Below are 14,603 nucleotides of genomic sequence, written 5' to 3' on the forward strand. Positions count from 1 at the left end.
GTGACCTCGACCGGCACCCCACGCCCGGCCACCCCGCTCCTCGTCTCCACTCCCGCTGACCTGCGCTCGGCCACCACGGCGCTGCTCGACGACGCCCGGACCCGCCGCGGCGCAGGGGCCGGGCACCCCTCGCTCGGCCTCGTGCCCACCATGGGCGGCCTGCACGAGGGCCACGCCACGCTCGCGCGCACGGCCCGCGGGGCCGACGACGTCGTCGTCGTGTCCATCTTCGTGAACCCCCTGCAGTTCGGCGACCAGGCGGACCTCGACCGCTACCCCCGCACGCTCGACGACGACCTGCTGCTCCTCGGCGCGTGCGGGGTCGACGTCGTCTTCGCCCCGTCCGTCGAGGACATGTACCCCGGGGGCGAGCCGCTGGTCCGCCTGAGTGCCGGCCGCATGGGGGAGGTGCTCGAGGGCGCCGCGCGGCCCGGCCACTTCGACGGCATGCTCACCGTCGTCGCCAAGCTCCTCAACCTCGGGCTGCCGGGCACCGCGGCCGACTACCGCGCGTACTTCGGCGAGAAGGACGCGCAGCAGCTCGCCCTCATCCGTCGCATGGTCCTCGATCTCAATGTGCCGGTCCGCATCGAGGGCGTACCCATCGTGCGTGACGCCGACGGGCTGGCCCTCTCCAGCCGCAACCGCTTCCTGGGCGCGGACGAGCGTCGGGCCGCCCTGGTGCTCTCCCGCGTCCTGGGGGACCTCCGCGCCAGGGCGCGGGGCGGCGCACCCCTCGACCTCGAGGCGGCCCGTGCGGAGATCACCGCCGAGGGCGGCGTGGACCTCGACTACCTCGAGATCGTCGACCCGTCGTCGTTCGCCCCGGTCGGGGACCGCGGCACCCGGCCGGCCTCCGCGCTCGCGGTCGTCGCCGCGCGGGTGGGCGCCGTCCGGCTCATCGACAACGCCTTCCTGCCGCCTGTGGGCTGACGCACACCGGCCGGCCCACCGCGGGCCCGCCGGGGAGCCGTAAACTTGTCTTCCGTGACCCACGACGACACCCTCTCCCCGGACGACCTCAACGAGCAGATGCGCTTCCGCCTGCAGAAGCGCGCCGCCCTGCTCGACGCCGGGATGGAGCCCTATCCGGTCCGACCCGAACGGACGCACTCGCTCGGCGAGGTGCGCGAGCAGTTCGCCGACCTCGCGACGGGCGAGTCGAGCGGACGGCAGGTCTCCGTCGTCGGTCGCGTGGTGTTCATCCGCAACTCGGGCAAGCTCTGCTTCGCCACGCTGCAGGAGGGCGACGGCACCCGGCTCCAGGTCATGCTCAGCCTCGCCGAGATCGGCGAGGACGGCCTCGCCGGGTGGAAGTCCCTCGTGGACCTCGGCGACCACGTGCAGGTGCACGGCGAGGTGATCAGCTCCCGCCGCGGCGAGCTGTCCGTCATGGCCGGGTCCTGGACCATGGCCTCGAAGGCCCTGCGCCCCCTGCCCACCCTGCACGCCGGGGTGAACGAGGAGACGCGCGTCCGCCAGCGCTACGTCGACCTGATGGTCCGCGAGGAGGCCCGCCAGATGGTCCGCACCCGCGCCGCCATCACCCGGACCCTCCGCGAGACGCTCAACCGCCACGACTACATCGAGGTGGAGACGCCCATCCTCCAGCTCGTCCACGGCGGCGCGACGGCCCGGCCCTTCGAGACGCACCTCAACGCCTTCGACCAGAAGATGACGCTCCGGATCGCCCTGGAGCTGTACCTGAAGCGCGCCGTCGTCGGCGGGATCGACCGCGTCTACGAGATCGGCCGGATCTTCCGCAACGAGGGCGTCGACTCCACGCACAGCCCCGAGTTCACGATGCTCGAGTGCTACGAGGCCTACGCGGACCAGTTCGTGATGGCCGACCGCATGAAGGAGATGATCCTTGCGTGCGCGGATCTGCTCGGCTCCCGCACCATCGAGACGGCCAAGGGCACGATCGACCTCGACGGCGAGTGGGCCTGGCTCGGCGTGTACCCGGGCCTGTCCTCGGCCGTGGGGCAGGACATCACCCCCGACACCGGCGTGGAGGAACTGCGGGCCGTCGCACAACGCCACGAGGTACCGCTGAACCCGGCCTGGGGCGCGGAGAAGGTGGTCCTCGAACTGTTCTCCGAGATCGTCGAGCCCACCCTCCTCCAGCCGACGTTCGTCTACGACTACCCCCCGTCCGCCCAGCCGCTCGCACGGCCCCACCGCGAGAACCCGCAGCTCATCGAGGCGTGGGATCTCATCATCGGCGGCATGGAGCGTGGCACGGCGTTCTCCGAACTCATCGATCCCGTCATCCAGCGTGAACGGCTGACGGAGCAGTCGCGCCAGGCGGCCGCCGGTGACGACGAGGCCATGCAGCTCGACGAGGATTTCCTCCGTGCCCTCGAATACGGCGCTCCGCCCATGGGCGGCATCGGGCTCGGAATCGACCGGCTCGTGATGCTTTTCACGAACGTCGGAATTCGCGAGTCCATACTCTTCCCCATTCTCAAGCCCGAGGCAGGTCAGTAGCCGTGGAATATGTGGCAGTCCTCCTGCCGTCCGTCTGTCTGGCCGTCCTCTTCTACTTCGTGATCAAGGCCATATTCAACGCGGACCGCGCTGAACGCGAGGCCATGGCGCGGGCCGAGGAATTGCAGGACGCCGAGGACGCGCGCCGCCGCAAATCGGCCGACGAAGAAAATGGAAATCCGGAAATAGACGCCGACTGAATCTCCTTTTGACCTCGATTGAAGTGTGGACCATAATCGTCCAGGGGGCATCGATATCGAGGAACTAAATAGGAGATTGTCGTGGCGCAGAAGGTAAAGATCATTCTCATCGATGACATCGACGGCGGAGAAGCCGACGAAACCGTCCGTTTCGGACTGGACGGCGTGCAGTACGAGATCGACCTCTCCGAAGCGCACGCCTCGGAACTGCGCGGAGCCCTCGCCGACTACGTGGGAGCCGCCCGCCGCAGCAACTCCTCGAAGCAGCGGTCGAACACGTCGGGTACCCCGGCGCCGTCGCGCAACCAGGAGGCGGCCCAGATCCGCGAATGGGCCAGGGAGAACGGCTACGACGTCTCGTCCCGCGGACGGGTCAACAGCGAGATCGTCGAGGCCTACCGCGCCGCCCAGCGCTGACCATCCCCACCGGACGCCGGAGCGGAAGCCCTCCGGCGTTATCTCGCCTGTGGCGAACACGCGCCCAAAGCACACCCCGGCCCCGTAGCATCGAAATACGCGTTAGCTAGGAGTGTGTGTCTCATGTTTGAGAGATTTACAGATCGTGCCCGTCGAGTTGTTGTGCTGGCCCAGGAAGAGGCCCGCATGCTCAACCACAATTACATCGGCACCGAGCACATCCTGCTTGGCCTCATCCACGAGGGCGAGGGTGTCGCCGCCAAGGCCCTGGAGTCGCTCAGCATCTCGCTGGGCGCCGTGAGGGAGCAGGTGCAGGAGATCATCGGGCAGGGCCAGCAGGCCCCGTCCGGTCACATCCCCTTCACCCCCCGGGCCAAGAAGGTACTCGAGCTCTCCCTCCGGGAGGCTCTCCAGCTCGGCCACAACTACATCGGTACCGAGCACATCCTGCTCGGCCTCATCCGCGAGGGCGAGGGCGTCGCCGCGCAGGTCCTCGTGAAGCTCGGCGCAGACCTCAACCGTGTCCGCCAGCAGGTCATCCAGCTGCTGTCCGGCTACCAGGGCAAGGAGCCGGCAGCGGCCGGCGGCCCGCAGCAGGAGGGAACTCCTGCCGGTTCGGTGGTGCTGGACCAGTTCGGACGCAACCTCACGCAGGCGGCGCGCGAATCGAAGCTCGACCCCGTCATCGGGCGCGAGTCCGAGATGGAGCGCGTCATGCAGGTCCTCTCCCGCCGCACGAAGAACAACCCTGTCCTCATCGGTGAGCCGGGCGTCGGCAAGACCGCCGTCGTCGAGGGCCTCGCCCAGGCGATCGTGCGCGGCGACGTCCCGGAGACCATCAAGGACAAGCAGCTGTACACGCTCGACCTCGGATCCCTCGTGGCCGGCTCGCGGTACCGCGGCGACTTCGAGGAGCGGCTGAAGAAGGTCCTCAAGGAGATCCGCACCCGCGGCGACATCATCCTGTTCATCGACGAGATCCACACCCTCGTCGGGGCGGGTGCCGCCGAGGGCGCCATCGACGCCGCATCGATCCTGAAGCCCATGCTCGCGCGTGGCGAACTCCAGACCATCGGCGCCACCACGCTCGACGAGTACCGCAAGCACATCGAGAAGGACGCCGCCCTCGAGCGCCGCTTCCAGCCCATCCAGGTCGCCGAGCCCTCCGTGGCCCACGCGATCGAGATCCTCAAGGGCCTGCGCGACCGCTACGAGGCGCACCACCGCGTCTCCATCACCGACGGTGCCCTGTCCAGTGCCGCGACCCTGGCCGAGCGCTACATCTCGGACCGGTTCCTCCCGGACAAGGCGATCGACCTCATCGACGAGGCGGGAGCGCGCCTGCGCATCCGCCGGATGACGGCCCCGCCGGAGCTCAAGGAGATCGACGAGCGCATCGCCGAGGTCAAGCGCGAGAAGGAGTCGGCCATCGACTCCCAGGACTTCGAGGGTGCCGCATCGCTGCGCGACAAGGAGCAGAAGCTCCACGACGAGCGCAGCGACAAGGAGCGCCGCTGGAAGTCCGGCGGACTCGACGACATCGCCGAGGTGGATGAGGAACTCATCGCCGAGGTGCTGGCCAACTCCACCGGCATCCCCGTGTTCAAGCTGACCGAGGCCGAGTCCTCGCGACTGCTCAACATGGAGTCCGAGCTGCACAAGCGGGTCATCGGGCAGAACGAGGCCATCAAGGCCATCTCGCAGGCGATCCGCCGTACGCGAGCCGGCCTCAAGGACCCGAAGCGCCCGGGCGGTTCGTTCATCTTCGCCGGCCCCACGGGTGTCGGCAAGACCGAGCTCGCCAAGGCCCTCGCGGAGTTCCTGTTCGGTGAGGAGGACGCCCTCATCACGCTGGACATGTCCGAGTACTCCGAGAAGCACACGGTCTCGCGGCTCTTCGGTGCCCCTCCGGGCTACGTGGGCTACGAGGAGGGTGGCCAGCTGACCGAGAAGGTCCGCCGCAAGCCGTTCTCCGTGGTGCTGTTCGACGAGGTGGAGAAGGCGCACGCCGACCTCTTCAACTCGCTCCTGCAGATCCTCGAGGACGGGCGCCTGACGGACAGCCAGGGCCGCATGGTGGACTTCAAGAACACGGTGATCATCATGACCACCAACCTCGGTACCCGCGACATCTCGAAGGGCGTCATGACGGGCTTCCAGTCCGGTTCCGACACCACGACGAGCTACAACCGGATGAAGGCCAAGGTCACGGAGGAGCTCAAGCAGCACTTCCGCCCCGAGTTCCTGAACCGCGTCGACGACACCGTGGTGTTCCCGCAGCTCACCCAGGACGAGATCGTCCAGATCGTGGACCTGTTCCTCGAGCGCCTGAGCCGCCGTATGGCGGACAAGGGCATGACGATCGAGCTCACCCCCGCGGCCAAGGTCCTCCTTGCCACCCGCGGTTACGACCCCGCGATGGGTGCACGGCCGCTGCGCCGCACCATCCAGCGCGAGATCGAGGACCAGCTCTCCGAGAAGATCCTCTTCGGCGAGCTGAAGTCGGGCGAGCGCGTGGACGTGGACGTCGAGGGCGAGGGCGTGGATGCACGCTTCACCTTCGTCGGACACGGAGCCCCCAAGGAGCTCGAGGACGCACCGGCCGCACTCGAGGCGACGGTCCTCGAGTAACACCGGTCCGAACTGCACGAACCCGCCCTGGTCGCCAGGGCGGGTTCGTGCGTTAACGGGCACCCGGGTACATCCGCCCGAATGGGTGCCCGCAGCAACCAGATTCCTCCGGTAGTGAACGCCTGTGATCCCGGCCACACGCGGTGATAGAGATGACGCATGACCACTCCCTTCTCATCGCTCGACGATTTCGTCGCCCTGCCACGCCTCAGCGGCCTCGTCCTCAACCGGGAGGGCACGCGCCTCGTGACCTCCGTGGCGACCCTGGACCCCCGGAAGACCGCCTACCGGACGGCCCTGTGGGAGGTGGACCCCACCGGTGAGCAGCCCGCCCGGCGCCTGACCCGCAGCGCGGCCGGTGAATCCGGTGCCGCGTTCCTGCCGAACGGAGACCTGCTCTTCACGTCCACGCGCCCCGACCCGGACGAGTCCGAGGGTGAGAAGCGCTCCGCCCTGTGGCGCCTGCCGGCGGCCGGCGGGGAGGCATCGCTGCTCCTCACGCGCGAGGGCGGCGTGGGCGGCGTCGCGACGGCGGAAGCGGCCGACGTCGTCGTCGTGACCGGTGACTCCCTCGCCGGCTCCGCGAACGAGGAGGACGACGCCGAGCGGCGCAAGGCACGCAAGGAGTCCGGTGTCGCCGCCATCCTGCACACCGGGTACCCCGTCCGCTACTGGGATGCCGACCTCGGCCCCGGCGAGCCGCGCTACTTCGCGCTGAAGGACGCCGCCGCCGACGGCGACCACCCGCTCGAGGACCTCGTCCCCTCGGCGCGCGGAGGCCTGCGGGACGCACACCCGGTCCTGGACCCCGAGGGGTCGGCGCTCTTCACGGCCTTCACCGTCCCGGAGGAGAGAGGTTCCCAGCGCACGGTCCTGGTGCGCGTGGACCTGGCCACCAGGGAACTCGCCGTCCTGCTCGACGACCGGGAGAACGACTACTCGCCGGGGCCCGTCAGCCCCGACGGACGCTTCCTCGCCGTCGTCCGGAACCGCCGCACCAGCGCGGATCTCGCACCGCGCACCAGCCTGCTGCTGCTCCCGCTCGACGGCGGTGCCCCCGTACCCCTGGCCGAGGACTGGGACCGGTGGCCCGCACCCGCGGCCTGGCTGCCGGACGGCTCCGGCCTCGTGGTCACCGCCGACGACGACGGCGGCGCCCCCGTCTTCGTGATCGACACCGCGACAGGATCGGTGCGCCGCGTGACACAGGACGCCGCCGCGTACTCGGACGTGAGCGTCTCCCCGGACGGGGCGACGGCCTATGCCGTGCGCAGCTCCTACCTGTTCCCCGCCGAGGTGGTCCGCATCGACCTGGCCTCGGGCACCACCGTGCGCCTCCCGAACCCCGCGGAACGCCCTGAGGTCCCGGGAACGCTCGAGCGCGTGGAGTCCGTGGGCGAGGACGGGCAGCCCGTGCGGTCCTGGCTCGTCCTGCCCGAGGGCGCCTCCGCCGCATCCCCCGTCCCGGCGCTGCTGTGGATCCACGGCGGGCCCATCGGCTCCTGGAACGCCTGGACGTGGCGCTGGTCGCCCTGGCTCCTGGCTGCCCGCGGCTACGCCGTCCTGCTGCCCGACCCCGCGCTGTCCACCGGTTACGGCCAGCACATGGTGGACCGCGGATGGGGTGCCTGGGGCCAGGCGCCCTACACCGACCTGATGGCGGCGACCGACACCCTCGTGGCGCGCGAGGACATCGACGGGGCGCGCGTGGCGGCCATGGGCGGCAGCTTCGGCGGGTACATGGCGAATTGGATCGCCGGCCACACCGACCGCTTCGCGGCGATCGTCACCCACGCGAGCCTCTGGGCGCTGGACCAGTTCGCCCCCACCACCGACGCGGCCTACTACTGGCAGCGGGAGATGACGCCCGAGGCGATGCGCGAGAACTCCCCGCACCTGCACGTGGGCGAGATCCGCACACCGATGCTCGTCATCCACGGCGACAAGGACTACCGCGTCCCCATCGGCGAGGGGCTGCGGCTGTGGTACGAACTCCTGTCGGCCTCGAAGCTGCCGGCGGACGACGACGGCAGCACCCCGCACCGGTTCCTCTACTTCCCCGACGAGAACCACTGGATCCTCAAGCCCCAGCACGCACGGATCTGGTACGGCGTGGTCGAGGCCTTCCTGGCGTCGAACGTCCTCGGGGAGGAACGCGAGCTGCCTCCCGAACTGGGCCTCTAGCGCCCCCGGACCGTGTGGGGCGGGGTCGCGCTCAGTAGAGTGGGACGGTGACCCCGCCCTTCACCCTCCGCCGTGCCCGCACCTCGGACGTCCCCGCCATCAAGGCGCTCGTCGAGCCCCTCGCCCAGGAGCGCATCCTGATGGCCAAGGAGACCGTGGCCTACTACGAGGGCCTGCCGGAGTTCCGCATCGCGGAGTCGGCCAGCGGCGAGATCCTCGGCTGCGGGGCGCTGCACATCATGTGGGAGGACCTGGCGGAGGTGCGCACCCTCGCGACCTCTCCTGCGGCCCGGGGGCGCGGCGTCGGCCACGCCCTCGTCGAGGAGCTGCTCGAGGAGGCCCGCGGGTTCGGGGTCGGCCGCGTGTTCTGCCTGACCTTCGAGGTGGACTTCTTCCGCCGCCACGGCTTCGAGGTCATGGCGGACCAGTCCGCCATCGATCCCCGGGTCTACTCCGAGCTCCTGCGCTCCCACGACGAGGGCGTCGCGGAGTTCCTCGACCTGGCGCGGGTGAAGCCCAACACCCTGGGCAATACGCGGATGATCAGGGAACTCCCAGCCCAGCGGCTGGCTTCTCCCGATGCCGGGGGATAAGGTAAGACTGCTTAGCATCCCTCCAGGGGATGAGGGCAGGCCACCGGAACCGGTGGCCGTACACCGAGCTGAAGGAGGTCCGATCATGGGACTGGATGACAAGATCGGGAACAAGAGCGAAGGCCTGGGCGGCAAGATCAAGGAAGGTCTCGGCAAGGCCAGCGGCGACGAGAACCTCGAGGCCGAGGGTCACAAGGACCAGGCGAGCTCGAGCCTGAAGGACGCCGGCGAGAACATCAAGGATGCTTTCAAGGGTCACTGATCCACTCCGGCCGCTGATCGAGCGGCCAGGCCACCCGAGGGAGGCGCCCCAGCCGGGGCCCTCCCTCGGGCGTTTAAGGCGCAGGAAGGGGTGCGGCCCGGGCCCGGGCGGGCTATAGGCAGGCGCAGGAACGGACGGTAGTGTCTCCAGTGGCCGACGTGGTCCATGGAAGGCGGGCTGCGGGCTGTCAAACCGTCCGTTCGCAGTCTTCGCAGTCAAGGAGCAGCCGTCGTGAAGAAGCTCATCAATGACCCCAAAGCCGTGGTCGACGAGTCGGTCGAAGGATTCGGCATCGCGCATGCCGACCTGGTGACCGTCCATCCGGACCCCCTCTTCATCACCCGCAAGGACGCCCCTGTCCGGGGCAAGGTAGGCCTGGTCTCCGGAGGCGGAAGCGGTCACGAACCGCTCCACGCGGGCTTCGTGGGCCGCGGGATGCTCGACGCCGCCGTCCCCGGCGCGATGTTCACCTCTCCCACCCCGGACCAGATCATCCCCGCCACCACCGCCGTCGACGGCGGGGCGGGTGTCCTGCACATCGTGAAGAACTACACGGGCGACGTCCTCAACTTCGAGACGGCGGCGGAGATGGCGGAGGCCGAGGGCGTCACCGTGCGCTCCGTCCTCGTGAACGACGACGTCGCCGTCGAGGACTCCCTGTACACGGCGGGCCGGCGAGGCGTGGGCGGGACCGTGTTCGTGGAACGGATCGCGGGTGCGGCCGCCGAGCGCGGCGACGACCTCGACGGCGTCACCGCCGTGGCCCAGCGCGTCATCGACGGCGTCCGCTCCATGGGCGTCGCCCTCGCGGCCTGCACCGTCCCGCACGCCGGGGTGCCGAGCTTCGAGCTCTCGGACGACGAGATCGAGATCGGCATCGGCATCCACGGGGAGCCCGGCCGGCACCGGATCGCCATGGAGAGCGCCGACGGCATCACGCAGCGGCTCCTCGACCCCATCGTCGCCGACCTCCGACTCACCTCCGGCGACCGGACCCTCGTGATGGTCAACGGGATGGGCGGGACCCCCGCCAGCGAGCTGTACATCGTGTACCGGAAGGTCGCGGAGCTCCTCGAGGGCCTCGGCGTGAGCATCGAGCGGTCCCTCGTCGGCAACTACATCACCGCGCTCGAGATGCAGGGGGCGTCGCTGACGATCCTGCGGGTCGACGACGAGATGCTCGAGCTGTGGGACGCACCCGTGCACACGGCCGCGCTGCGCTGGGGGGCATGAGCATGGCCGAAGCCCTCGACACCGGCTGGGCCGTGCGGTGGATGCACGAGACCGCGCGCGTCGTCGCGGAGAACCGCGCCCTCCTGATCGATCTCGACAGGGTCATCGGGGACGCGGACCACGGGGAGAACCTGGACCGCGGCTTCAGCGCCGTCGTCGCCAAGCTCGACGCCGGTGACGCGCCGGCGACCCCCGCCGCGGTCCTCAAACAGGCCGCCATGACGCTCATGTCCACCGTCGGGGGTGCTGCGGGGCCGCTGTACGGGACGGCCTTCCTGCGCGCCGCGACGTCGCTCGGCGATGCCGGGGAGATCGACGCCGGGGCCGCCGCGGGGATGATCCGGGCGGCACGCGACGGGATCGTCGCGCGCGGCAAGGCCGAGGTGGGGGACAAGACCATGGTCGACGCCTGGACGCCGGCCACCGAGTCCGCCGAGACCGCCGCCCAGGCCGGTGCCACCCCGCCGGAGGTGCTGGCGGCCGCAGCGAACGCCGCCCACGCGGGCGCCGTGGCCACCGAACCCCTGATCGCCCGCAAGGGCAGGGCGAGCTACCTCGGTGAACGCAGCGCCGGCCACCAGGACCCGGGTGCCGTGTCCACGGCCCTGATCCTGACGGCGGCCGCGGCCGCGGCCGGGGGAGAGGTCGCGTGAGCATCAGCCTGGTCGTCGTCTCCCACAGCGAGAAGATCGCCGAGGGCGTCGTCGAGCTGGCCGCGCAGATGGCGCCCGACGTCCTCCTCGTCGCGGCCGGGGGAGCGGAGGACGGCACGGGCCCCGCCCGCATCGGGACGAGTTTCGACCGCGTGCAGGCGGCCATCGGGCGTGCGTCCGGCGGTGACGGCGTGGTGGTCCTGACCGATCTCGGTTCCGCGGTCATGACCGCGGAGATGGTACTCGAGTTCCTCGAGCCGGAGGCGCGGGAGTCCGTCCGGCTCGCCCGGGCGGCCCTGGTGGAGGGCGCCGTCGCAGCGGCCGTGCAGGCCCAGGGCGGCGGGACCCTCGACGAGGTGGTGCAGGCGGCGGAACGGGCCGTGGTGTCCATCCGCCCCGAGGAGCTCGAGCCCTTCGTCAGCCACGCCGCGGCAGCCCCCGGACAGGGGCCGGCGCCCGCTGCCGACGCCGACGGTGGCACCGGAGGGCCGACGGCCAGCGGTTCATGGACGCTGCCCAACCAGATGGGCCTGCACGCCAGGCCCGCCGCCACGCTCGCCACGGGGCTCACGGAGCTCGATGCCGAGGTGACGGTGAACGGGGTGGACGGCAAGTCCGTGATGCTCCTGATGAGCCTCGGGCTCGGCCAGGGGAAGACCGTGACCGTCGAGGCGACGGGCCCGGACGCCCGGGCGGCGGTCGACTTCGTCGGGCAGGCGGTCGAGTCGGGCTTCGGCGAACCGTCCTGACCCCGCGGGAGGCCGGCCGCACGGCGGCCTCCCGGATCCGCGGGACGCCCCGGTTCACGCCGTCCGCGTCCATGGCGAAGTTCCCGGAAGGCAGGCCCCTCGGGGCCGGCTCCTAGGCCGGCAGGCGGATCCCGCCGTCGGTCTCCTCCGCGAGGCCGTCGGCCATGAGCCCGGCGAGTGCGCGCTCGAGCTGCTCGAGGGGCGCGCGCAGGCCGTGCAGGGCGCTGAGCGTCCCCGGTGCCCCGCCCGCGACCTCCACGGCGCCCGTCCCCAGGGCGAGGTCCACCGGTGCCTCCAGGAGCACGGACCGCGGGACCGGGGCGTGGGCGTCCCGCAGCACGGCGACGATGGCGCCACGCACCTGCCGGTCCGTCCCCGCCCACGCCTGGCCCTTCGGCACGTAGTCGGGCGCCGGCCGCCCCGCCGCCACCCAGGCGCACGCGTCCAGCACCGGGCATGCGTCGCACAGGGGGCTCCTGGCCGTGCAGACGACGGCCCCCAGTTCCATGACGGCGGCGTTCCAGCGCACCGACAGCGCATCGTCCTCGGGCAGCAGGTCCACGGCCCGCCTCGTCTCCGCTGCGGTGAGCGCCGGCGCGGGGAGCGCGGTGCCGCCGAAGAGCCGCGCGTGGACCCGCCGGATGTTGGTGTCGACCACTGTCTCGCGCCGGCCGAAGGCGAAGGCGGCCACGGCCGCGGCGGTGTAGGTGCCCACGCCGGGCAGCGCCAGCAGCTCCTCGTAGGTCCGCGGGACCTCGCCGTCGTGCCGCGCCACCATGGCCGACGCCGCGGCGTGCAGGCGGAGCGCGCGGCGGGGATACCCGAGGCGGCCCCAGTGACGGACGGCGGCACCGGCGGGTTCGGCGGCGAGGTGGGCCGGGGACGGCCAGCGTTCCAGCCACTCACGCCAGACCGGGAGCACCCGGACCACCGGGGTCTGCTGCAGCATGACCTCGCTGACGAGGATGCCCCACGGGGAGCATCCCGGTTCCCGCCAGGGCAGGTCCCGTGCGGCGTCCGCGAACCAGTCGGTGATCCGCGCGTGGAGATCACGCACGGGGAGTTCGCGCCGACCCCGGGGTGCAGGGCGCGCGGGATCGGCGGATGCTCCGCTGCCGGGGGTTCGGGGATGTTCCTGGGTCATTGTCGTGAATACTCTATCCACCGGCGTGGTGCCCGGAGGAATGCGGGAGGCGCTCCCTAGCCTTGATGGATGGAATCAACGGGCGGGCACGACGACCATGGCGGAAGCGGCCGCACCGGCAGCAGGCGGCGGCCGAGTCCCGCCGTCTATCGCCGGCGCCGCCTCGCCGTGACCATCCTGGCGCTCCTCGTGCTGGTGGCCCTCGTCATCGGTGGCGTGGTCCTCGCAGGAGCCCTCGGACGGGGCGCGGATGCGAACGCCGGCGGCTCGCCCACGCCCGACGCCACCGTGGCACCCGCGACGGAGGATCCCGCGGCGCCGACGGCCACCGCTTCACCCGGTCCAACGGCGACCGCCTCGCCCGGCCCGGCGGCGACCCCGTCAGCCGGCGCCACGGCGCAGCCATCGGCGACGCCCACGGACGCGTGCGACCCGGACGACGTGGTGGTCGAGGCGGAGACCGACCGGCAGGAGTACGGGCCGGACGACACGGTGATCCTCTCCCTCGTGGTCCGCAACACCGGTGACACGGCCTGCACCGCGAACGTCGGTACATCCCAGATGGAGTTCCTCGTGACCAGCGGCGACGAGCGCGTGTTCTCCTCCATCGACTGCCAGGAGTCCTCGCAGGACCTCGAGCGCAGCATCGAGCCGGGCGCCGACCAGCGGGCCGAGTTCGAGTGGCCACGCACCCGCAGCATGCCGGGCTGCACGCCGGTGCAGGAGGAGCCCGGGGCGGGTCAGTACACGGTGACCACCAAGCTCGGGGTGCGGAGCAGCGACCCGGTGGGCTTCACGCTCCAGTAGGGCCCGCCGCGGGCGGCGTCACATGAAGCGGTCGAGCAGGCTCGTCTCCGCGATCCGGGACAGGCCCTCGCGGACCGTCCGGGCGCGCTGCTCGCCGATGCCGTCCACGGCCATGAGGTCCTCGATGTTCGCGGCCATGAGGTTCTGCAGGCCGTCGAAGTGTTCCACGAGCCGGTTCGCCACGGCCGGCGGCACGGCCTTGATGCCCGAGAGCAGGCGGAACCCCTTGGGCTGGATCACGGCCTCGAGCGAGTCCACCGACGGGTTGAAGCCCAGGACGCTGGCAATGGTCCCGAGATCGATGAGATCGGTGGAGCTGAATCCCTGCAGGGTCGCGACGCGCTCCTCGAGCGGCGCCGTGCTGCTGCCGAGGTCCATGTAGTCGCGCAGCACCATCTCGCTCCCGGGGCCGAGCCCCGTGGTGAGCTCCTCGACCTGCAGCGACAGCAGGCGGCCGTCCACGCCGAGTTCCAGGACGTACTGCGAGATCTCCTCGGAGATCCTGCGCACCATCTCCTGGCGCTGCAGCGTGACGGCGACGTCACGGACGGTCACCATCGCCTCGATCTCCAGGGCGGACAGCGAGTTCGTGACCTGGTCCAGCCGGGCACGGTACCGCTCGAGCGTGGCCAGGGCCTGGTTGGCGCGGGCGAGTACCGGCTCGGAACCCTCGAGGACGTGGCGGAGACCGTCGATGTAGAGGGCGATGATCTGCATGGACTGGCTGACGCTGATCACCGGCAGGTTGGTCTGCTTGGCCACGCGCTCCGCGGTGCGGTGGCGCGTGCCCGACTCCTGCGTCTCGATGGTGTGGTCGGGTACGAGCTGGACGGCTGCGCGGAGGATCCGGCTCGCATCCTTGTCGCAGACGATGGCGCCGTCCATCTTCGCCAGTTCGCGCAGGCGGGTGGGCGAGAACTCGATGCCGATGTCGAAGCCGCCGGAACAGATCGAGTCCACGGTGCGGTCGAAGCCGAGCACGATCAGCGCGCCGGTGCGACCCCGCAGGATGCGCTCGAGCCCGTCGCGCAACTGGGTGCCTGGGGCTACTCTGGCGAGGGTGGCTTTGAGCGAGTCCTCCGGACTACGAACCATGGCCTATCCTTTCACCGCCCGCGCTGTCGATGGCCCGGCGCAGTCGGGCGCCGCCATCGAACCTCGGACGGCGGGAACCGGCTGCCGGATACCCCGCGCAGCCGAACATAATACTACTGGCGCGCACGAATTCCTCTGCAACGGC

General features: G+C 70.8%; 14 protein-coding genes. 12 read left to right on the top strand and 2 right to left on the bottom strand.

The annotated features are described in order from the left end of the window. From panC to dhaM, 11 genes are all read left to right on the top strand, one after another. Positions 1–933, top strand: coding sequence for a pantoate--beta-alanine ligase (gene panC / locus QFZ50_RS16220; protein ID WP_307085895.1), 933 nt, complete (start codon positions 1–3; stop codon positions 931–933). A 54-nt stretch (positions 934–987) separates the two neighbouring features. Then, complete coding sequence (gene lysS, locus QFZ50_RS16225) at positions 988–2,490, top strand: lysine--tRNA ligase (RefSeq protein ID WP_307085897.1); 1,503 nt, start codon at positions 988–990, stop codon at positions 2,488–2,490. 11 nt (positions 2,491–2,501) lie between these two features. Then, on the top strand, positions 2,502–2,690 hold the full coding sequence (locus tag QFZ50_RS16230) for a hypothetical protein (RefSeq protein WP_373462285.1): 189 nt from the start codon (positions 2,502–2,504) through the stop codon (positions 2,688–2,690). An 81-nt stretch (positions 2,691–2,771) separates the two neighbouring features. Continuing rightward, the gene (locus QFZ50_RS16235) at positions 2,772–3,107 is read left to right on the top strand and encodes a histone-like nucleoid-structuring protein Lsr2 (RefSeq protein WP_307085901.1); all 336 of its coding nucleotides are present in this window, start codon (positions 2,772–2,774) and stop codon (positions 3,105–3,107) included. 123 nt (positions 3,108–3,230) lie between these two features. Then, on the top strand, positions 3,231–5,738 hold the full coding sequence (locus QFZ50_RS16240) for an ATP-dependent Clp protease ATP-binding subunit (RefSeq protein ID WP_307085902.1): 2,508 nt from the start codon (positions 3,231–3,233) through the stop codon (positions 5,736–5,738). 159 nt (positions 5,739–5,897) lie between these two features. Next, positions 5,898–7,922 carry a S9 family peptidase gene (locus QFZ50_RS16245; protein WP_307085904.1) on the top strand — a complete coding sequence of 675 codons (2,025 nt, stop codon included), beginning with the start codon at positions 5,898–5,900 and terminating at the stop codon, positions 7,920–7,922. Between the two features lie 47 nt (positions 7,923–7,969). Next, positions 7,970–8,515 (top strand): amino-acid N-acetyltransferase, encoded by a 546-nt coding sequence (locus QFZ50_RS16250; RefSeq protein WP_307085906.1) that lies wholly within the window; start codon positions 7,970–7,972, stop codon positions 8,513–8,515. An 85-nt stretch (positions 8,516–8,600) separates the two neighbouring features. Continuing rightward, positions 8,601–8,777 carry a CsbD family protein gene (locus QFZ50_RS16255; RefSeq protein WP_307085908.1) on the top strand — a complete coding sequence of 59 codons (177 nt, stop codon included), beginning with the start codon at positions 8,601–8,603 and terminating at the stop codon, positions 8,775–8,777. A 231-nt stretch (positions 8,778–9,008) separates the two neighbouring features. Next, complete coding sequence (gene dhaK / locus QFZ50_RS16260) at positions 9,009–10,010, top strand: dihydroxyacetone kinase subunit DhaK (protein WP_307085910.1); 1,002 nt, start codon at positions 9,009–9,011, stop codon at positions 10,008–10,010. A 2-nt stretch (positions 10,011–10,012) separates the two neighbouring features. Next, positions 10,013–10,663 carry a dihydroxyacetone kinase subunit DhaL gene (gene dhaL / locus QFZ50_RS16265; RefSeq protein ID WP_307086856.1) on the top strand — a complete coding sequence of 217 codons (651 nt, stop codon included), beginning with the start codon at positions 10,013–10,015 and terminating at the stop codon, positions 10,661–10,663. Beyond that, entirely contained in the window at positions 10,660–11,412 is a 753-nt protein-coding gene (gene dhaM, locus QFZ50_RS16270; RefSeq protein ID WP_307085912.1) for a dihydroxyacetone kinase phosphoryl donor subunit DhaM, read from the top strand. Before dhaL ends, dhaM begins: the two co-directional genes overlap by 4 nt. A 112-nt stretch (positions 11,413–11,524) precedes the next feature. On the opposite strand, the gene QFZ50_RS16275 is transcribed toward dhaM, so the two are convergent. Then, positions 11,525–12,469, bottom strand: a complete 945-nt coding sequence (locus QFZ50_RS16275; protein ID WP_307085914.1) for an A/G-specific adenine glycosylase — start codon at positions 12,467–12,469, stop codon at positions 11,525–11,527. A gap of 156 nt (positions 12,470–12,625) precedes the next feature. Here QFZ50_RS16275 and QFZ50_RS16280 point away from each other — a divergent pair, with 156 nt between their 5' ends. After that, entirely contained in the window at positions 12,626–13,363 is a 738-nt protein-coding gene (locus QFZ50_RS16280; protein ID WP_307085916.1) for a hypothetical protein, read from the top strand. Between the two features lie 18 nt (positions 13,364–13,381). Here QFZ50_RS16280 and disA read toward each other — a convergent pair whose 3' ends face one another. Next, positions 13,382–14,458: a DNA integrity scanning diadenylate cyclase DisA gene (disA, locus tag QFZ50_RS16285; RefSeq protein ID WP_307085919.1), complete on the bottom strand. Its 1,077-nt coding sequence runs from the start codon at positions 14,456–14,458 to the stop codon at positions 13,382–13,384. Between the last annotated feature and the right edge of the window lie 145 nt (positions 14,459–14,603).

This window comes from Arthrobacter agilis, assembly GCF_030816075.1.
GTDB classification, from domain to species: Bacteria; Actinomycetota; Actinomycetes; order Actinomycetales; family Micrococcaceae; genus Arthrobacter_D; species Arthrobacter_D agilis_E.

What these genes read in the sequence shown, in the direction of transcription:
- QFZ50_RS16240 (WP_307085902.1), top strand. Translation starts at nt 3,231, where the DNA reads ATGTTTGAGAGATTTACAGATCGTGCCCGTCGAGTTGTTGTGCTGGCC.
- QFZ50_RS16245 (WP_307085904.1), top strand. Translation starts at nt 5,898, where the DNA reads ATGACCACTCCCTTCTCATCGCTCGACGATTTCGTCGCCCTGCCACGC.
- QFZ50_RS16255 (WP_307085908.1), top strand. Translation starts at nt 8,601, where the DNA reads ATGGGACTGGATGACAAGATCGGGAACAAGAGCGAAGGCCTGGGCGGC.
- dhaL (WP_307086856.1), top strand. Translation starts at nt 10,013, where the DNA reads ATGGCCGAAGCCCTCGACACCGGCTGGGCCGTGCGGTGGATGCACGAG.
- QFZ50_RS16280 (WP_307085916.1), top strand. Translation starts at nt 12,626, where the DNA reads ATGGAATCAACGGGCGGGCACGACGACCATGGCGGAAGCGGCCGCACC.
- disA (WP_307085919.1), bottom strand. Translation starts at nt 14,458, where the DNA reads ATGGTTCGTAGTCCGGAGGACTCGCTCAAAGCCACCCTCGCCAGAGTA.